This is a genomic window from Amycolatopsis samaneae (assembly GCF_039541975.1).
Classification (GTDB): Bacteria; Actinomycetota; Actinomycetes; order Mycobacteriales; family Pseudonocardiaceae; genus Amycolatopsis; species Amycolatopsis samaneae.
Window position 1 is genome coordinate 406,297 of sequence record NZ_BAABHG010000003.1, and the last position, 19,340, is coordinate 425,636.

At 70.5% G+C, this 19,340-nt stretch carries 13 protein-coding genes; 6 read left to right on the forward strand and 7 right to left on the reverse strand.

Features of this window, described 5'->3' with window-relative positions; genetic code table 11:
* Positions 1–9: 9 nt before the first annotated feature.
* From ABD987_RS09005 to ABD987_RS09020, 4 genes are all read right to left on the reverse strand, one after another.
* Complete coding sequence (locus ABD987_RS09005; protein ID WP_345389071.1) at positions 10–2,064, reverse strand: AbfB domain-containing protein; 2,055 nt, start codon at positions 2,062–2,064, stop codon at positions 10–12.
* Positions 2,065–2,161: 97 nt separating this feature from the next.
* Positions 2,162–2,941, reverse strand: a complete 780-nt coding sequence (locus ABD987_RS09010; protein ID WP_345389073.1) for a hypothetical protein — start codon at positions 2,939–2,941, stop codon at positions 2,162–2,164.
* Entirely contained in the window at positions 2,941–6,744 is a 3,804-nt protein-coding gene (locus ABD987_RS09015; RefSeq protein ID WP_345389075.1) for a coiled-coil domain-containing protein, read from the reverse strand. Before ABD987_RS09015 ends, ABD987_RS09010 begins: the two co-directional genes overlap by 1 nt.
* 57 nt (positions 6,745–6,801) lie before the next feature.
* Entirely contained in the window at positions 6,802–7,869 is a 1,068-nt protein-coding gene (locus ABD987_RS09020; RefSeq protein WP_345389077.1) for a hypothetical protein, read from the reverse strand.
* 564 nt (positions 7,870–8,433) lie between these two features.
* Here ABD987_RS09020 and ABD987_RS09025 point away from each other — a divergent pair.
* From ABD987_RS09025 to ABD987_RS09045, 5 genes are all read left to right on the forward strand, one after another.
* Positions 8,434–9,033 carry a hypothetical protein gene (locus tag ABD987_RS09025; RefSeq protein WP_345389079.1) on the forward strand — a complete coding sequence of 200 codons (600 nt, stop codon included), beginning with the start codon at positions 8,434–8,436 and terminating at the stop codon, positions 9,031–9,033.
* Between the two features lie 43 nt (positions 9,034–9,076).
* Positions 9,077–10,600: a chymotrypsin family serine protease gene (locus ABD987_RS09030; RefSeq protein WP_345389081.1), complete on the forward strand. Its 1,524-nt coding sequence runs from the start codon at positions 9,077–9,079 to the stop codon at positions 10,598–10,600.
* A complete protein-coding gene (locus ABD987_RS09035) occupies positions 10,597–11,526 on the forward strand; it encodes a polyprenyl synthetase family protein (RefSeq protein ID WP_345389083.1) in 930 nt (309 codons plus the stop codon). The genes ABD987_RS09030 and ABD987_RS09035 overlap by 4 nt, the downstream gene beginning before the upstream one ends.
* Positions 11,523–13,517, forward strand: coding sequence for a hypothetical protein (locus tag ABD987_RS09040; protein ID WP_345389085.1), 1,995 nt, complete (start codon positions 11,523–11,525; stop codon positions 13,515–13,517). The genes ABD987_RS09035 and ABD987_RS09040 overlap by 4 nt, the downstream gene beginning before the upstream one ends.
* Positions 13,518–13,752: 235 nt before the next feature.
* Positions 13,753–15,042, forward strand: a complete 1,290-nt coding sequence (locus tag ABD987_RS09045; protein ID WP_345389087.1) for a PucR family transcriptional regulator — start codon at positions 13,753–13,755, stop codon at positions 15,040–15,042.
* A 13-nt stretch (positions 15,043–15,055) separates the two neighbouring features.
* Here the strand turns inward: ABD987_RS09045 and ABD987_RS09050 are convergent, their stop codons facing one another.
* Both ABD987_RS09050 and ABD987_RS09055 read right to left on the reverse strand, forming a co-directional pair.
* Positions 15,056–16,438 carry a DUF6801 domain-containing protein gene (locus ABD987_RS09050; RefSeq protein ID WP_345389089.1) on the reverse strand — a complete coding sequence of 461 codons (1,383 nt, stop codon included), beginning with the start codon at positions 16,436–16,438 and terminating at the stop codon, positions 15,056–15,058.
* A 164-nt stretch (positions 16,439–16,602) separates the two neighbouring features.
* Entirely contained in the window at positions 16,603–17,256 is a 654-nt protein-coding gene (locus ABD987_RS09055) for a DUF6801 domain-containing protein (RefSeq protein WP_345389091.1), read from the reverse strand.
* 378 nt (positions 17,257–17,634) lie between these two features.
* Here ABD987_RS09055 and ABD987_RS09060 point away from each other — a divergent pair, with 378 nt between their 5' ends.
* Positions 17,635–18,648: an RCC1 domain-containing protein gene (locus ABD987_RS09060; RefSeq protein WP_345389093.1), complete on the forward strand. Its 1,014-nt coding sequence runs from the start codon at positions 17,635–17,637 to the stop codon at positions 18,646–18,648.
* A 43-nt stretch (positions 18,649–18,691) separates the two neighbouring features.
* Here the strand turns inward: ABD987_RS09060 and ABD987_RS09065 are convergent, their stop codons facing one another.
* On the reverse strand, positions 18,692–19,339 hold the full coding sequence (locus ABD987_RS09065) for a hypothetical protein (protein WP_345389095.1): 648 nt from the start codon (positions 19,337–19,339) through the stop codon (positions 18,692–18,694).
* Between the last annotated feature and the right edge of the window lies 1 nt (position 19,340).

Sequence of the window (19,340 nt, forward strand, 5' to 3'; positions counted from 1 at the left end):
TGCGGCTGGTCAGTTTCCGGTGGGATAGACGGTTGCCGTCTTGGTGGCGAAGTCGTAATCGATTCTGCCGTGTTCGAAAGTGCTTCGCCTCCCGCCGGGAATATCGAATTCGTCGCTCGTGGGATATCCCAGCGTCGACTTCTCCGCGCCGAGCGACTGCCATTTGCTCCTGATCGCTCCCTGTACCGCGTGTACCCCGGCTCGTTCGACGGAGTAGATCGAGACGTTGTTCGCGAAATGCGCGAAGCGGCCGAGCTTGTCCGGTGCGCAGGAGTCGTCGGTGACGGGTACTCCGAAAGTCCGGTGCCCGCCCAGCCGCACATACGTGTCGAGCAGTTCCGGCGCGGGACATCCGCCGAGTTTCCCCACGTAAAGCCGGTGCACCCCGGTGGCGCGGCTCCAGTAGGAGCGGAACGTCCAGCGTGGTGGTGTGCCGCGGCTCTGGAAATCGCGGAACCGTACCGATCCGTCGACCTGTTCCTCGCGTACCGGATACACCATCAGCTCGGTGTAGGGGTCGTAGTCCGGCAGTTCCCTGTTCAGCCAGTCCAGCGTGATCTCGGTGGAATCCGGATTCGGATCCATGACCCACCAGTAGTATTCGCTGCCCATTCCGGCTCGCCCGTCCGGGGTGCGGGTCAGGAAGTCGGCCCCACTGCGCAGGGTCACTCCGGCGCCGGGCAGGATGTTGTCGGCGCACCAGGTGGCGTTCCAGTCGAAATCGACGGTGCCGTTGGTGGGCATGACCTTGACCTGAACCTTCTTGCCGTCGAAGAACCGGGCCAGGTAATGGTTCGGTCTGGTCACCGATTCCAGGGAGTGGCAGTCCTGGCCCGCCAGGCCCGGCACCACCCGCCAGGTGGCGGAGACACCGTCCTCCGGGCCGGGTTCGGCAGCGCCGGGGCTGACGAGCACGCCGTCGGCGGACTCGCGCAGATAGTGACCCGCCGTGTTGCCGTTGATCGCCTGCCTGCTGAAGGACTGCGTCAGTGCCTGGTACTGCCCGGTCTCCAGGAATCCGGACACCGCGTCGACCCCGCCTGCCAGCGCCTTCGCGGCGGCGATGGCGAGCCGTGGCTGGATGCCGCCGCGGACGGCCTTCGTCCTCATCTCCTCGACGAGTGCGCGGTCGGCCTGTGCCTTCTGTGCCAGTACCGCGTCGATGTCCCGGTCGTTCGCCTCGTACACCCCGGTGTCGATGAAGCGCTTCCAGTCCGCCCTGTCCCGGCTGCGGAGTGCCTTGACCGCGGCCGTTTCGATCTGGCTGCCCGGCCGGGCGTTGTCCGCGATCACCCGCAGGACATCGTCGTCGGGAAGGCTCTTGATCTCCGGGGTGGGCGTCACGCGGACGACCGTCACCGCGTTGCCCCGTGCCGCCTCGGCGAGCAGCCGGGCCTTCTTCTCCGCATCGGCCTGCGCGTTGGCCTCGATGATGTCTCGCTGGTCGGCGGCGTACGCGAGCCGGATTCCGGACGCGATGAACTCCTTCTGCGCGGCCGCGGAAGCACCGAGCGCGGTCACCGCGGCGGCCCGTACCTTCGGGCCCTGCGCCCGGTTGAGCACGGCGATGATGAAGTCCTTGTTGTTCTGGACCGTCAGCTCGGCGTCGTCCACGATTCCCAGTAGGAGAAGGACTTTCTCCTTCGCTTCTTTCGCCACCTTCGCGGCCTCGGCGTCCCGCATCTTGTTTTCCTGGTCCCGGGTGTTCGCCGCGAGCACCCCGGACTTGATCCACTCGGTGCACGCCAGGTCGGAGCTGGTGAAGGCGAGTTCCGCGGAGGCCCGTACCTCCGGCCCGGTGGCGGTCCGCCACAGCGCGATGACGAAGTCCTTGTCGCGCAGCGCCATCATCGCGTCGGTCGGGACGACCCCCAGTGTCCGGGCGGCGCGCACCTTCTCCGGCTCACTCGACACCGGTGGTACCTCGGCCGTGGGAGTGGCCGCCTGCTTCGCCGGTGCGGCGGGCAGGGCGGGCGCGGCGACCGCGACCGGGCTCAGCAGGCCCAGCAGCGTCACCGCGACTACGCCCGGCACGGCCGCGCGCCGGGCCCGTCTTCGCCTCATCGCAGCGGCATCAGTGCTTTCCATTGTGCGTACTCCTCCAGATCGGCGGACGGCCGGAGCAAAGGTTCAACCCTGACAACGAGCTCGCCCGGTTTCCTCACCGGTCGCTCAGCCCGGTGGCCGCGACTTCCCTGATCTTCTCCGCGTACCCCCTGTAGTTCTCGCGCGTGATTCCGGTTTCCCGGAAAGGGAGCCAGTCGTCGAAGATGAATCCGTGGGAGAGTTCTTCGACAGCTTTTGCCCCGTACTCCACACGTAAGGAATCTGTGAACGACAGGTTCTCGTCGATGAGCTCCTTGGAAAGGTAGACAGTGCCGTCCAGTCTTTGCCCGGCGAGGATTTCGTGGGGCAGGGGAAGGCTGGTTTCACTGGCGAGCTGGGCGTAGCGGGGGACGGTACGGGTGCACGCGGCGGAGAAGACGGCATGGGCCCAGTCGTGGAGTTCGGCAGCCGCCCGCCGATCTTCCTCCGACCACAGCTCGTCGGGGATGCCGAGTACATCGTCGGCGAGGTATGCCGTCACTGGATGCCGCTCGGCGCCGTCCGCGGGTTCGTAGGTGATGATCACGGGGCCGAGGCGCTCGGTGCCGACATAGGCTTTGACCACGCGGTACTCGGTGTCTTCGCGGAAAGGAAGCTCGTGATCGCGTGAACCGTCGAATTCCATTCTCGCCATGAGGTCCGAGTGCTCGTAGACAAGGTCATAATCGTGTTCGCGGGGAATCACGTCCACATATTTCGCGGACGACTCGACGTGTTCGCGAACCACCCGGTACAACTCGCGGAAGACGTGTTCGTCATTTTCGTGTGCGGCCGGGTAGATGCTCAGCATCAGCAGGGAACCTTCTGGGTACAGCTTCTCGCTGTCGATGTTCATCAGGGCTCCCGGTACAGTTTCCACATCGCCCGCAGCTGGCCGGCGTTGGGGCGGAACGCGGTGACGAAAAAGCCGGTGAGGCGGTCGACCTGGACGACGAAGTCGTCGTTGCCGAACCTGTTGATGAAGGCGTAGGTTTCCGTCGAGCCCGAACTCCACGGTACGACCTTCTTGCTCTGCAAGCCGCGCATGATCATGCCTTCCCACTCTACCCAGTCCTTGCTTCCTGGCCGCATGTCCACCGCCCGGCCCCACCACTCTGGACCGTGCTTCTGGAGCTTCTGTGTGAACTGGTTGAAGTAGTTGGCGTCCTTGGTGAACTTCGGGACCTTGCAGATCTTCGCGGAGACCTGCGCGGGAGATGAGGCATCCTGATGGCCGGCCGTGGCCGTCCGGTGTCCCACGGCGGACGGTGTGAGGCCTTGTTCGGCCAGTTCGAGCACACAGTCGAGCCGGTACCGGCTGAATATCTTCCGGACCCGTTCGGCGATCCTGGCGATGCGCTCGGACTTGCCGAGGTACTTGCCGATGTTGGTGACCACGGCGGCGATCGCCTTGACGATGGCCTTTCCCTTGATGAACGGGATGATCAGGCCGATCACGTTCACGACCGACCAGAAGCACGCCTCGAAGTTGCCGGTGCCGACGCATCGGCGGAAGTCATCGATTCCGAGGTACTCGAGGAGCACCTCACCGCCGACCTCCACCAGGAAGCTCCGCACGTCGTCGCCGCTGGCGCACTCCTGCTGGATCTTCTGGTACTCGGCGAGCGCCGGGCCGCCCTCGTCGTCGACGGCGTTGAGGAGATCCGTGTCGTCGATGGTGAGCGCGGTGAGGCAGCCCGCGATCGCCTGCGCGTCGCGCTGCCGCTGTTCGGCCTCCTTCTGCCGCTGGATCTCCTCGGCCTGGTTGGCCGCCTGCTCGGCACTGGCCGCGTCCGCGCGGGCGTTGGCCGCCATTTCCGAGGCGTGCTTGGCGTGCTCCAGCGCCCGGTTCGCCGCGTCGTTGGCGGCGGACGCGTCGGCGGCGGCCTTCGTCGCGACGTTCTGCGCGGTGGTCGCGTCGCGTTCGGCCTGCTCGGCGGCCCCGCGCGCGGCGGCGGCGTGACCGTCGGCGGCGTCCGCGGCCAGGCCGGCGATCGCCGCGTCCTGGTTCGCTTCGTTGGCCGCCTGCCGGGCGGTCTGCGCCGATTTGTGCGCTTCGGCGTCGTAGTTGTTCGCGGTGTCCGCCGCGTTCCTGGCGAAATCCGCGATGTTCTTCGCACTGGCGGCGGACTGCTGAGCGTGCCACGCGGAGATCGCCGCGTTGAAGGCGGACGTGGCGGCGTTCGCGGCGGCCTGCAAAGCCGCTTTCGCGTCACCGGTGGCCGCGTCGGCGGCCTGGCGCGCGTTCGCGGCGGCCGTCTGTGCCTCGTTCGCCCTGTCCTGCGCGGCCTTGGCCTGTTCGTCGCCGATCTTCAGTGCCTGTTCGGCCACCTCGCGCACGAAGTCGGCGTCGAGATCGGCGCCGGTGAACGGGGCCACCACGGTGATCGCGGTGTTCGCCGGATCGGCGATGGCCGCCGAGGAGGCCCGCGCGGAGAGCGCGGCCCGCACCGCGAGACCGGCCTGTGTCGCGGCGGAGATCGCCTCGTCCCGCGCGGCCTTGGCCTCCTCCTGGCCGCGTACCGCGCTGACCGCGGCCACCCTGGCCCGCTCGGTGGCCTCCACCGCCGACGCCATCGAGGCCCGCGCGTTCGCGGCCGCCTTGACCTCGGCCGCGGTGGCGTCGGCGGCCGCGGCGTTCGCCTTCGTCGCCGCGACGTGCACGCCGGCGGCGGACTGCTCCGCGTTGCTCGCCGCGACGTCGGCGTTCGCCGCGTGCTGCGCCGCCTGTTCGGCCGCGGCCCGTGCCGCCGCCGCGGAGTAGGTGGCCTGGGTGGCCGCCTCCCGCGCCCTGGCGGCGGCGCCCGTCGCCCGGTTCGCCGCGTCCTGTGCCTCTTTCGCGGCGGACGCCGCCTCGTCGGCGTCTATCCGCGCGAGCCTCGCCGCTTCCTTGGCCGGCGCTTCCTGCTCGGTCCCGTGCGCCGCCGCGGCGGCCGCCAGCAGCGCCTGTGCCCGTGCTTCGAGACCGTCGCCTCGCGCCTTCGCGTCCCACGCGTTTTGCCGTGCCCGCGCGGCGTTCCCCGCCTCCCGGGTGGCCGTCTCGTCCGCGGTCCTGGCGATGCCCTCCTGTGTCTCGGCCCGCTGACGGGCCGCCGCGGCGAGCCTGCCCTGCCGCTCGGCCTCGCCGCGCGCTTTCCGCGCGTCCGCGGCTTCGCGTTCGGCGTCCCGCCGATGGCGCTCCGCGTTGTCCCGCTCGGTCTCGGCCGTCCGGCGGCACTCCCTGGCCTTGTCCCGCTCGGTCTCGGCGGTACGTTGGTACTCCCGGGTCCTGTCCAGCCCGTTCGACGCCTCGTCCCTGGCCTGCTTCGCCCTTTCGTAGGCCTGGTTCGCCTCCGCGAGCGCGTCCTTGGCCGCGTTGGCCTGTGCCTCCGCCGCGGCTGCCAGTCTGGCCGCGCCCGCTTCGTTCTGCTGCGCGTTGAGCAACCACTGGCGGGCCTGCTCGGCGCGGGCCCTGGCCTGCGCCTCGTCGCCGACGGCGGCGTCGGTCGCCATGGTCGCGGTGATCGCGTGCTGGGAGGTCTCGATCGCCAGTGTGGCGGCCTTCGACGCCTCGGCCATGCCGAGTGCGATCCGGCTCCAGTCCTCGCCGTAGGTCAGGCCGAGGTCCTTGAGGATAGTGGCTTCCGTGGTCGCGGCGACCGAGGCGTTCTTCGCCTCGGTCGCGGCGTGGTCGGCGAGGTCGTACTGTCGCGCGGCCTCCTGCCGGACCAGGCTGAACGACTCGGGGGAGTGGTGCCCGCCCGCGGTGTTCGCGGCCAGGATCTGCGCGGCCTGGCGTGCCGCGGTCGCGCCGGAGATCATCGCGTTGGCCGCCCGCTGCAGCGCTCGTACCCCATGGCCGTGCGCGATCAGCAGGTTCTTTCTGGCTTCCGAGGCCCTGCGTGCCTTCTGCGCCAGCTCGCTCGCCTGCTCCGCGGCCTTGTTGCGCTCCTCCAACTCCTTGAGGTATGCCTCACGCGCGTCGGCGTCCCGTTTCGCGGCCGCGAGGTAGCCGCTGTTCAAGAAGGCCTCGATGGCGGCGTCCCCGCCGGCGAGCGCTTCCTGCGCGGCCTTCTTGACCTCGTCACCGGCCGCGCCACCGGCCAGCACCGTCACCCGGGCGCGGAGTTCGTCGGCCCGCGCCTGGGTGGCCTGCCGCGCCCGCTCGTCCCTGTCCTTCGCGATGTCCTTGCCGTAGGCCAGGAAGAACGCGCGGTCGTAGTCGGACCCGGCCAGTACCCGGTCCACTTCGGCGTTGAAGATCGGCCCGCCGGTGCCCGCGAGCGCGAGGATCGTCTGCCGGTCCTGGCGGGCCGTCTCGTCCCTGCGGACCTTGGCCCTGGCCTGGGCCTCCTGCTCGCCGGTGTCCAGGAACACGTCGATGGCGGCCTGGGTACCCGCGGCCAGCGCCGCCGTCGCGGCCTCCCGGACCTCCGTCTCCTCGGTGTACTGCGCGATGTCGACGACCAGCTTCCGGGAATAGAAGGCGATCGCCTCGCCCATCCCGGTCTGGCCGTCCCATGGCGGATACTTCGCGTCCGGCATGGGTCTTCCGGCCGGTGGCGGATCCTCGGTGGTCCGTGCGGCGCTCACCGGCGTGCGGACCGGCTCCACCGAACTCGAGACGACGGCGAACACCAGGAGCATCAGCAGTGATCTGGTCAGGAACGTGCGGATCATCGAGTGCCCTCCGGAAGTGACGAGGAAAAGGTGTTCCGCTCCGGCGAAGCCGTCGCCTCAGGACGGTGGGTCGGTCATCCGGGTCTCGCCGTCCAGCGCCTGGGCCAGCAGGTCGTCCCAGAGCCGGGCCTGCTCGGCCGCCCAGGCCCGTTCCGCCGTCCACTCGGTGCCGGTGCCGTCCGCCACCGCGGCGATCGCCCGCCAGTTCGGCCCGGTGGCCGCGGCCGCGGCGGCCGCGATCGCCCGCCAGTTCGCGGCCTGCCGCTCGGCGACCTGCCCGGCTTCCGCCCAGGCCGTCCTGGCCGGGCCGGTCTGCGTGCGCACCGCTCCCCACGCACGGGCCGCCGCCGCCCTGGCCGCCGCCCTGGCTTCCCCGGCCGCGTCCAGCGCGGCCCGCTCGGCTTCCTGGGCGTCGGTCAGCAACCGGCGCGCCCTGGCCTGCCAGCCGGCCTCGTTGTCGGTGTCCCGCAACCGATGGGCGGTCAGATCCAGCGCCGCCGCGTGTGCCCAGCCGTAGGCGAAGAACTCCACCAGGTCCTCGTCGGAGGCACCCGGCCGGACCGCCCACGCCGCGGCGGACCGGACCTGCGGCCCCGGGTCGTTGTCCTTGAGATCGCGGACGAACCGCCGGTCCGCCTCCGCCAGTGCGCGCGCCTGACTGCCGTCGGCTTCGCGGGCCTGGCGGTCGCGTTGCTCGGCGTCGGCGAATCCCTGACGGGCGAAGTACTCCCGGTCACTGTCCGATCCGGTCACCGCGTACTGCGCGGCTGCGTGCACCATCGGCGCGAACTCCTTGGTGTAGACAGCCAGCACCTGTCGCGCGAAGTCCGCGTTCAGCTCGCTGGCCTCCCGCGCCCGCTCCTCGGCGCGCGCCAGGCCGCCGTTCAGGAAATCGACGATCGCCGCGTCGCCGGACTCGTCGGCCCAGGCCACCCAGGCGTCCGCCCGTACCGCGGCCCGGGGGTCCTTGCCCGCGATCCTCCTGACCAGAGTGCGCATCCCGGCCGCGAGATCCACCGCGGTGACAGCGCTCGCGTTCGCGGTGCCGTGGGCGGTCCCGGGCGTCGCCACCGGTCCGGCGCCGAGCACCAGGACACATCCCATGGCCGTGATCAGCGAACGCATGATGGACCGCCCCTCCCCAGGGTCAGTGGCTGACACGAAGTGCTTGTGCGGCAAGGAAACGTCGGGTATCGGGTGCGCTGAGCGGGTCCGCGCTTCGCGCGTGGACGTGGTTAGCCGTGGAGTGGCGTGGGCACGGTGTGCGCCGGGGCCGAACCGGTCGTCGACACCGCCATGGCGGCTCCGATGACCGTCGCCGGGGCAACACTGGCCATGACTCCCCCAAGTCGAGAAACACGTGATCGTTGATCACCTGGCGTGAAGCTAACAGATTCACCGGAATCGGGACAATAGCCCGTTCAGTCCACTGTCCTCGGCGCTGCGCCGGTCGGCGTAACGGGGGCCGGAAAGCGCCTTCTGAAAAACTTGTCGAACCGTGCCAAGAACGTGGCGGAAAACCCGGTGGCGTGCCGGTTTCTTGTCTTCCCGTTATGAAATACGCGGTGGGCGCCGCGTGCTCGCCGGGGTAGTGGAAGCAACTGGCTTGTGCGGCTCCGGTCACCGGCGCTAGCCTCCGCCACGCGGCTGGTGAAGCGCATCTGGGGAGGGGCCCACATGAATTCCGGGGTGAGACGAAGAACCGCGCTCAAGGGAGCGGCCGCCGGAGTCGCGGCGATCGCGGGCGGTGTGGCGAGGCCGGACGTGGCGGGAGCGGCGGTCCCGTTCAAGGAGCTGCGATGGTTCGTCGGTCTCCCCGGCGTCCAGGCGCAGCCGGTCCGGACCCGCGTCATTTCCGGCATTCCGGCGTCGGCGCGGTACGGCGAGGTCGTCACCGCCGGGCCGGTGATCGTCCAGGTCATCTGTGAGTACACCTTCACCGCGATGATGCTCGCCGCCGGGTGCCGGCGGGTCTCCGTCACGGGACAGGGCCAGGTCGTCGTCGCTGATTCGCGAGGTCTGTCGGGGCTCTTCCCGGTCGGCTTCGTCTTTCCGGACACGGCGCTTCCGGAAAAGGCCGTCGAATTCATCATGACCGGTACCGCGAAACTTTCGGATTCGGGTCCGCTGCCCGCCGTACGGAACGTCGGACCGGTGACGATAGCGCCGGATCCGGTGGTCACCGCGCGTGTTTCGTATCTCAAGGGTGATAAGCGTGGCGAGTTCGACAGCGAAATCCAGCTGAAGCCGGGGCAGGATCCCGTCGTCGCCACGATCGACGTCCAGTGAAACCGATACCGGATTCGTTTCGAGGTGGCTTGTGAACAGGGTCATGGATCGGGCGATCGCGGCCGGACTGGACCGGGTCAAGCGCAGGCTGCGCGAAGACCACGCCGACGACCCGAACATCGCCGGGATCGCGAAGGGGTTCCGGACGCGGGGCGGTGCGCTCACCGACGAGCCGGTTGTCGTGGTGATGGTCCTCAAAAAACGCCGGGAAGCCCTGGTGTCCCGGCGAAGACTGCTGCCGAAGACGGTGGAGTTCGAGGGCCGGGACTACGGCGTCGACGTGGTCGAGACCGGGGAGTTCTGCTTTTCGCGGGCGACCGGCGAGGAAGCCTCGGGCACGACGGCGGACACCGCCATCACGGAGAGGTTCCGGCCCCCGCTGCACGGAGCGAGTGTCGGCAATCTCGCGGCCGGTACCCAGGGGACGCTGGGGTGCCTGGTGCGGGACAGGACCGACGGCACGATCTGCGTGCTGTCGGCGAACCACGTCCTCGCCGATTTCGGGCGGGCGGAGATCGGCGCCCCGATCGTCCAGCCGAGCGGTCGGGACGGTGGCGCGGACCAGGCGAACGTCGTCGCCAGGCTGAAGCGGTTCATTCCCCTGGCCACCGGAACACTGAACACGGCGGACGCCGCCATCGCCGAACTGGTGCCGGGGATCGGGATCAGCGCCACGGTGGCGCGCAACCTGATGGCGCCGGTTTCCCCGACCCATCCCGCGGTCGGGCTGGCCTTCGTCGCCAGCGTGCACGGGGGCACGTTCATGGCCAAGATCGACACGGTCCTGCGGCAGCTCGACGTCGAGCCGCTCACCCCGGGTTCGACCGTGCCGGCGGTCGAGGGCAGACGGATCGAGAAGGTGGGCCGTACCTCGGGGTACACCTCGAGCGTCATCCTGGACACCTCGGCGTTCGTGATGGTGAACGGCTACCAGTTCGGCGACCTGATCTTCGCTCAGCGGTTTTCGCTCGCGGGCGACTCCGGGGCGATCGTGTGTGAGGGCGGCAACGGCAGGACACCGACACCGGTGCCCTCGATCAAGTGCCGGGCGCTGGGGGACGCGGGCACGTTCTACGACCTTCCCCTCGCCGAGGACAACGCCCTCGCGGACCGGGCGCGCGACGAGTTCCTCGCCGAAAGCGCGACCGGGAACCTGCTCATCCAGGTGATCTACCGGAACCTGGAGACCGGGATGGACCGGCTGCGGGCCGCGGGCGCCGGTTCCGCCGAGGAACGCCGGCAGGCCAGGCAGTTCTACGACAAGTACCACGCGCTGGTGGCCGCGGTGCTGGCCGATCCGGGCTCGGCGGTGACGCTCACTCGGGAACACCTCGACGACATCCGGCACGTCTTCGCCGGTCTTTCCCCGGAACTGGTGACCAGGGCGGAGAAGGAAGCGCTGTGGGTGCTGTTCGACGAGGTCGTGACCCCCGCGCTGGGCAAGAACCGGCAGCAGCTGCTCGACCACATGAACGACATCGCCGTGTACCACCGGGTGCGGGAGAAGCTGCTTTCCCTTCCGGGGCTGGACGTGGACGCGTCGTACGGCTTTTCCTCGACCCGGTGACGACACCCGAGACGAGCGCGGTGCGGGCCCGGCTGGAACGGCTGGTGGACGGGCTTTCCGCACCGTTGCGGGACACGGTGCGCGGGCTGGTCGAGCGGCCCGGCAAGCAGCTCCGCTCGACGATGCTCGCCGCCTGCGCGGGTTTCGGTGAGGCCGACCCCGGCCGGGTGGCACGGCTCGGCGCGGTCGTCGAACTGGTGCACCTGGCGTCCCTGGTGCACGACGACGTGATCGACCGGGCCGCGGTCCGGCGAGGACGGCCCGCCGCGCACCGCGAGGCGGGCACCGAGCTGGCGCTGCTGGCGGGGCTGGCCTGTCTCGGCGCGGCCGGTGCCGAAGCCGCCGAACTCGGCGAGGACGTGAGTGTGCCGGTGAGCCGGACCATCGCCGAACTGACGCACGGCGAGCTACTGGACGTCGAGCGGGGTTTCGACGTCACGCTTTCCCTGCCGGACTACGTGGAACTGGTCCGGCGCAAGACGGGGGCGTTGTTCGAACTGAGCTGTCTGCTCGGCGCGGCCGAAGCCCGGCTCGGCCGTCCGGCCCGGACGGCGCTGGCGGCGTTCGGACGGGAGTTCGGGATCGCCTTCCAGATCATGGACGACTGCTGGGATCTCACCGCGGCCGGTGCCGACAAGCCGGTCGGGACCGACCAGCTGCTCGGTCTCTTCGGCGCCCCGACGCTGTCGGCACTGCGGGCCGACGATTCGGGCAGGCTCGGCGAGCTGCTGCTCTCCCCGGGGTTTTCGGTAGCCGACCTCGCCGAGGTGCGCGAACTCGTGACCGGGTTGGGCGGGATCACCGCGGCGCGCGAACTGGCGGGCGTGCACTACCGGAAAGCGCTTTCCGCGCTGGCCGCGGCACCCGGCAGGCCGGCCGGGGCGGCGCTGCGGGCCATCGCGGAGAAGGTATGGGGCGAGCCATGAGAACCACCACCGCGCTGGTGCTGGGAGCCGGTCCGGCCGGCGCGGTCGCGGCCGCCGCGCTGGCCAGGCGCGGAGTGCCCACCGTGCTGGCGGGCCGGGGCGAGACCGGCCGGGATCACGAAGTGCTGCTCGGCGGCCCGGCCAGGCGGGGCCTGCGCTCGATCGGCTTCCCCGCCTCGTGGCACGGCTCGTACCCGGTGGAGCTGTGGCTGGGGGCCGAAAACCCGTGTCCGCTCCCGGACGTCGATTTCGCCACGGTGAGTGGAGCCCGGCTCCGCGCGGACCTGCGAACGCACGCCGTCGCGTCGGGAGCGGAATACCTGGAAGGCGAGGTCACCTCGCTGACCGCCGGGAGCACCGGCTTCTCGGCGGTCCTCGACGGGCACCTCGTGGTGGAGGCCGCGCAGGTCGTGGTGGCCACCGGGGCCCCGGTGGCCGGGGCGGCGGGACACGGAACCGGCGTCGCCTGTGCCCGGAGCTTCACCGGCCCGCTGACGGGCGACCGGGTGATACTGCGGCTGCTCGCCCCGCCGGGTGCCGATCCGGCGGGGCGGCCCAGATGTGTGTGGCTCGCCCCTTCGGCCGACGGCTACACGATCGGTGCGGCGGCGATCGGCCGGTGCGAGGATCCGGCGCGGTTCCTGGCGGAGGCGATCGCGGCGCTGGGCGAGGTCGAACCCCGGCTGGTGGAGGGCACGCCGCGAGGTCCCATCGACAGTGCTCCGGTGTACAGCGGCTTCAGCCCCGGTCGTGCGGCAGGCGACGGCGGCCTGCTGGTCGGGGACGCGGCCGGCCTGGTCAACCCCTTCACCGGCGAGGGCCTGAGCGGGGCCGTCCACTCGGGCCTCTTGGCGGCCGGGGCCATAGCGTCCCATGTGGACGATCGCGTCGCGGCGCGCCGGACCTACGAGCGCGACCTCGGCGCGGCCTTCGTCGGCTACTTCGAGACCGCGAACCACGCCGCCCGGCGCTATCACCTCGCCTGGCGGGTGCTGGCCGCCGGTGCGGGGAGTGAAAGCCCGTTCTTCGTCAAGGGGCGCCGGGCGATCGTGCTGCCGGAAGGGCTTTCCGAGCCCGTGGCGGGCCCGCCGCTGCGGCCACCGCCGGGAACGGGCCCGATCCTGGCCCCCTTCCTGGCCGCCTGCGACGAGGTCGCGGTGACCACGATCCGGCGGGAGTGGCCGTTCCTGGCCCGGCTGTTCACCCCGGACCGGAGCCTGACCGACTTCCGGCTCCGGCCGGCGGTCGCGCTGTGCGCCGCCATCCTGGCCGGTGGAGGGACCCCGAGACGCGGGCATCCCACCGTCGCGGCCGCGATCGAGCTGGCGATGCTCGGCGCGCTCGCCTTCCTCGGCCCGGCGGTGACTCCCCGTGCCCGGCGAGGGGTGGACTGGGAATCCGCGACCACGATTCTCGGCGGCGACTACCTGCTGGGCCGGGCCTCCCGCCTGATCGCGGAAACCGCCCCCGGGCTCTCGTGGTCGTTCGCGGACTGGCTCGGCGAGCTGACCGCGCTGCGTGCCGAGGTCGTGGTGTCCCCGGAGACCGCGGACGTCGCCCGCGTGTTCGCCTCGCTGTTCGAGTTCCCCCTGCGCGTCGGTGCGGAACTCGGGGCCGCGACGGCGGAGTCGGCCCGCACGCTGCGCCGATACGGTGACGCGGTGGGACGGCTGTTCCTGTTCGCCGAAGACGCCCTCGCCCTGGGCGGGAAACGTACCCGGCTGGACACCACCCTCGGCGGCATGCTGGCCGCCCGGACCTCCACGGTGCCCGGGCTGCTCCGGCGCCACGACCTGACCGCCGACACTCTCGGGAGCGACCCGCTGCTCAGGGCGGCCGCGCTGGCCGTCGTCCTCGACCGGGGGCGGCGCGCCTGGCGTGAGGCCCGCGCGGCGGGGGCGCGGCTCTCGGACAGCCGCGCACGTCGTGTGCTGCGCGTCTTCGCCGACGCGATCGCCGAGCCCGCGTTCGGCTCGCTGCCTTCGCCGTGAGGCGCGATTCGTCCGTTCGTACGTACTTTGCGCGCACCCGGCGGACAGTTTTTCCTCTGCTGCGCGAGCGTGTGGGAAAACTTGTCACGAACCTGACAAGAACTTGGTTTTCTTCGGGATAGGTGACACACCGGGGGCTAGTTTTTCGATGTGTCCGGTGTCACTCCGCAACGGTGCGGAGGAGATGGGCCGCGTCCCGGCGCGGCCGGTCACTGGGCGGAGCGAAGGAGCTGCGATGTCGCTGGAGCGCGGATTCGACCAGACTGCGCCCCCGGCGGCACTGCCGCGGAAACTCGCCGACATCCTCCGCCCCGAGCTGGGCAGCCTGGCCACCGAGATCGTCGAGGAGATCCGCACGACCATCCCGGCCTACGCGCGTCCGCTCGACGGCCCGTACGGCAAGTCGATCCGCACCGGCGTCGAGTACGCGATCACGTTGTTCGTCGCGCAGATCGCCGATCCGTCGGTGTCGAAGGAACCGTCCCACGAGGTGCACCACCGGCTCGGCCAGGCCGAGATGCGCGAGGGCCGCAGCCTCGACTCGCTGCAGTCCGCCTACCGCGTCGGCGCGCGGGTGTCCTGGCGGCGGATCATGCGGGTCGGGCGGCGCAGCGGCCTGTCCTCGGCGGTGATGTCCCAGCTGGCCGACTCGATGCTGGGGTTCATGGACGAACTCGCCTCGGTGGCGCTGGACGGTTACCTCGAAGCCAAGGCGAGAACCGCCGGCGCGCTGGACAGCTGGAGACGCAGGCTGCTCCAGCTCGTGCTCGAAAGCCCGCCCGCCCCGGCGAAGGCGATCGCCGAGCTGGCGCAGCTCATCGGCTGGACGGTGCCCGCGAGGGCGACCCCGGTGGCCGTCCACCCCCGTACCGAAACCCTCCCGCCGCGCCGCCTGGCGGCGCTGGATTCCGACGTGCTCGCCGAACTCGACGGCGTGGAGCCGAAACTCGTCGTGCCGGACGAGGTCAGCGCCGCCCGGCTCGCCTCGTTGCAGGCCGCGCTCCCGGACTGCCGGCTCGCCCTCGGCCCGTGCGTCGCGCTCGACACGCTCGCCGACTCGCTGCGCTGGGCCCGGCGCGCGATGCTGCTCGCCGAACGCGGCGTCATCGTGCCGCGTCGCGTGGTCCGCGCCGAGGACCACCTGGCCACTCTGCTGGTCAACTCCGACCTCGGCCTGGTCGGCGCGCTGCGGCACCGGCTGTTCGCGCCGCTGGCGAGCATGACCGACAAACAGCGCGAACGGCTGCTGGAGACGTTGCGGGCCTGGCTGGACAGCCAGGGCAACGTGGTCGAGATCGCCGAACGGCTCGGCGTGCACCCGCAGACCGTCCGCTACCGGATGCGCCAGCTCCAGTCCACCTTCGGCGAGCACCTGCGCGATCCGGGCGCCCGGTTCGAGATGGAGCTCGCCCTCCGGGCCGGGGTCGGCCAGACCACGCCGGGAAATCGTTTCCCGGTCAGCGATCTGCTCCCGGCGCCCCGGCACGAGGGTCCACAGTGGACCGCCCGGAAGGTGACGCGCTGAGCGCTCGCCGTGGCTACTGGCCCGGCGGCTTCTGGGGCGGTGGCGGGCACTTGGTGTGGTCGGGCACATAGCACCCTGGCATGTTGAGGGTTTCGATGGTCGCGGAGTTCCCCGGCCCCGAAGCCATTCCGGTCAGCAGCTGGCTGAGCGGCTCGGCGACACCGCAGTTCCGGAAGCCGGGGAGCCGGAAGCCTTCCGGGCCGGTCTTGAGGAATCCCCACTTGAACGGGTCGTAGATGCCCTCGACGTGGATCTTGACCGGGTCCGCGGTGACGCAGTCGGGGCCGAGGTCGAGCGGGACACCGTTGACGCGGGCGTCGCTCATCCTGGCGATCACGGAGATGTCGCTCGTCAGCACCGAAGGTTTGCCAGGGGTGGCCAGGAGTTCGCCGTCCACATCGATGAACTTGCTGTTCCGGTAGTCGACCACCGGGAGGAACTCCACGGTCGCGCTGGTCGGTGTGAAGCCGAAGCTGAGATAGGTGACGGTCACCGGTTTGAAGGAGATGCTGCCGACGACCTTCTGTCTCGTCTTGCCCGGCCCCAGTACCCAGAGCTGCAGGGTGCCGTTCAGCAGCGCGCTGGGCGTGCTGACCGCCTTCGCGCCGAGCCTGGTCACGGTCGCCGTGCTGACGACCCGGATCAGGACGAGTGGCGTGGAGATGGTCGGTGGCGGGTCGGCCGTCGTCTGCACGGCCACCTCGCCGGGGGCGCCGGGTGTACCGGGTGCGGGCGCCGGATCCTGAGGAGCGGGCCGGACCGGGGTGACGGACTGGACGGCGATGGCGCCCAGCGTCGTGTTCTGCTCCGGGGTGAGGGCACAGGTCACCGGCCCTGGCGGTTCGGTGCCCGGCGCCGCCGCGGGGCCGAGGGTGACGGTGGGCGCGGTGAGGCTCACCGTCACCGCGCCCGGGGTGTCGACGGCTATCGGCGGTGGCGCGCCGGTCGCGGTGAACGTGACGTCCCCGGTTTCCGGCAGCGGCGTGGCCGGGATCGCGAGCAGGACCGGGAGCAGGTCGCGTTTGTCGCCTCGTTGGATGGCCAGCTCCAGGACGAGCCTGCCGTCGATCGTCTTCGCGGTGCCGAAGAGCGCCTGCGCGGCGTCGCGCGGCAGGGTGAACTTCATCGTGAGGTCGTCGATCGCCACGGGCGCCCCGGTGCTCGTCACGGCGGGCATCGTTGCCGTGGTGTGCAGGGAAAACGTGCGTGGGCCGAGGGGGGCGGGGAACGGGCAGGTCGCCTCGACGTCCTGCGCGGCGGTGTGTTTTCCTTGTGCCGCAGTGGTTTCTCCGGGACCGGCGGCCGCCGAACCGGCACCGGTCAGTGCGCCGCCGAAGGCCGAGGCCAGGACGACCGCGAGGACGGCCAGTCTTGTCGTTCGCGCTGGACGTGTCATGTGAGTCCTGGTTCTCCGGGATTCCGCGGGGCTGGGGAACGCGCTTCGGCTACGTGATGCCGATGGACGGGGTGAAGGTGACGCCGCCCGGTGCCGGCGGAGCCGGAAACGGTGGTGGGGTGACCGGCGCGCCGCGCCGGTCACCCCCGTTTTTCCCGTCGTCGTTACGAGATCACGCCGTTCGGCGAGAAGTTGACGTTCTGCGGCGGGTCCTGCTGCGGGGCGCAGCTCATGTCGAACGGGGTCCACGAGCCGTCGGCGGCGTTGTGGAACTGCAGGTGCGCCACCAGGGGGTTGCCGAGGGAGAAGGTGACGCTGCCCGGCGACGCCGGAGCGGTGTAGGTGGGGATGGAGGACGAGCCCACCTGCGAGATGACGATGGTGATCGGGGCGCCGTCCGCCGGGTAGATCTTCTCCGGGATGTCCAGCCCGGTCGCGGCGGCCTGGGACAGGGTCCCGGCCGACGCGTTCATCGGCACGTCCGCACTGCCCTTGACGCCGTCGTAGCCGATGGCGGTGAGCAGCGAGTGGAGTTCACCGGAGATGGACGCGGTGCCCCCGACGTTCGTCGGCGTGACCGTCGTGCCGTGCGCGATCGAGTCCGGGCCGTCGAAGTGGGCCGTGACCTTGACCGGCTGGTCGGAGATGCCGGGGAACGAGCACAGATAGATGATCTCCGAGCCCGCGCCGGGGTCGCCGCCCGCTTTGTAGGTGACGGTGGCGTCGGCCGAGGCGGCGGTCGCGGTGCACAGGACCGCCACGCTGACGAGGGCACCCGCCGCGGCGGCGCGGGCGGACAACTTTCTGATTCGGGACATGACTGTTATCTCCTTTGATCCAGTTACCCCTCGGCAGACCGCCGTCGAAGCTCCGCCGGGGCGTCCGTGCTGAACGGATGTCCGGGTAATCGCCCGGCGGGAAGAGTTCGCATTGTGTCGTACGGCTGTACGCCTCCCAGTTCGGCTGCGAAAGCAAGGTTACTCGCGAGTTTTCCCCGCAACAAGACTTTGGCGGCGTATGGCCGTACGTGACGGCGCGCGCGACGGATTTCTTGTCAGAAACCGAGCAATTATCGGGCCGCCCTGCTCGGCTGATGACAAAGTCCCTCCGGCCGAGCGGGGAATACGGTTCGACCGGTCTAGCATCTGTCTTCTTGGCGTACGATTCCGATCAAGGAACCAAGAAAAGAGACTATCGTGCCGCGTACTCCAGGTCATCGACGGATTTCGCGACGTACCGCCATGGTCGCGGCCGCCGCGCTGGTCGCCCCGCTGGGCGCCGACGCGGTTTCCGCCGGGGCGCCGGGACGGGCCGGGGCGCGCCGCGACGAGCCCGCCGGTTCCGCCGCGGCCCCGGGCGCGGCGGCGGGGGACCCCACGCCGGGTACCGGGCTGGTGCGGCTCTGGGGGAGCCAGGACTTTCGCACCTCGCCGCCGCCCGCGACACTGGGCGCGGTGTCGGCGGCGGCGGTGGGCAGCCTCAACGGGATCGCGCTCAAGGACGGCGCCGCGATTGTCTGGGGGGACAACAACTTCGGCCAGGCCGAGGTGCCGCAGGCGGCGACTTCCGGGGTCGGCGCGGTCGCCACGGGCTGGGGTCATCTGCTCGCGCTCAAGAACGGGCAGGTACTGGCGTGGGGCAATGACTGGTACGGGCAGACGCGGGTCCCCGACCTCGCGCGGTCCGGGGTGAGCGCCGTCGCGGCCAGTACCCTGCACAGCCTCGCGCTCACCGCGGGCGGCCGGGTCGTCAGCTGGGGAAACCGCGACGACGTTCCGGCGGCGGCGCGCGCCGGGGTGAGCACGATCGCGGCGGGCGGTGACCACAGCCTGGCGTTGAAGAACGGCGGAGTGCTTGCCTGGGGCGGCAATTCCGTCGGCCAGGCCACCGTTCCCGCGGCGGCGGCCTCGGGTGTCACCGCGATCGCCGCCGGCTACAACCACAGCCTGGCGTTGAAGAACGGTGGTGTCCTCGCCTGGGGCAGCAACGTCTACAAGCAGAGCATCGTGCCCGCCGAGGCCACCTCGGGCGTGGTCGCGATCGCCGCGGGCTGGTATCACAACCTCGCGCTGAAGAACGACAACACCCTGGTCATGTGGGGATCGAACATGTCGGGCGAGACCAACAAGGTGAAGCTCTGCGGCACGCTGCTCGGTGTCTTCGCGGCGGAGCGGCGAAGTGGTGTGCTGACGACCAGCCTGACCTGCTAGCGAGAGCACCCGGTGGCGGCCCGCCACCGGGTGCCTGGTCCCGTTAAGGCGTCATCGAGAACTCGAGCGTGTTGTCCGGTCCGGACACCATCGCGCCGAGCGCGATGTCGGCGATGAAGCAGTTGGTGAACTCCGGGATCGTGTACTTGCCGCTCATCTTGATCGGCGGCTTGAAGATGTTCACGTTGGTCGCCGAGAGGTCCATCTCGATCGGCTTGACGGTCTTGCAGCTGCCGGGAACCGTCGGGATCGGGAAGACCGGGACGATCGGCCCGGCCCAGATGTCGCTGATCTCCATGTTCGCGCTCGCGTGCGTGGTCAGCGTGCCCTTGGCGATCGTGCCGGTGACCGGCGCGGTCGGCGTGATCTTGACCTTCGCCTTGATCCGGAACAGCCCGGCCAGCAGCGAGATGTCCGTCTGGGACTCCGGCAGGACCAGGTCACCCTTCAGCCCGACGGTGTTCGTGCTGGTGTCCACCAGCAGGTTTCCCTTGAGGGTGCCGGGGCCCAGCGTCATCGTGCTGCCGGTCTTCTTCACCGTCGTGGTGCCGCTGACCTTGTAGGACATCGGGATCGGGATGGGCGTCGCGGCCGTCGCCGGGGTGGCCACGAGCGTGCCGAGCCCGACGGTCGTGGCGGCGGTCAGCGCGGCGAGCCGCCGGGCTCTTCTGGTACGTGCGACAGTGGACATA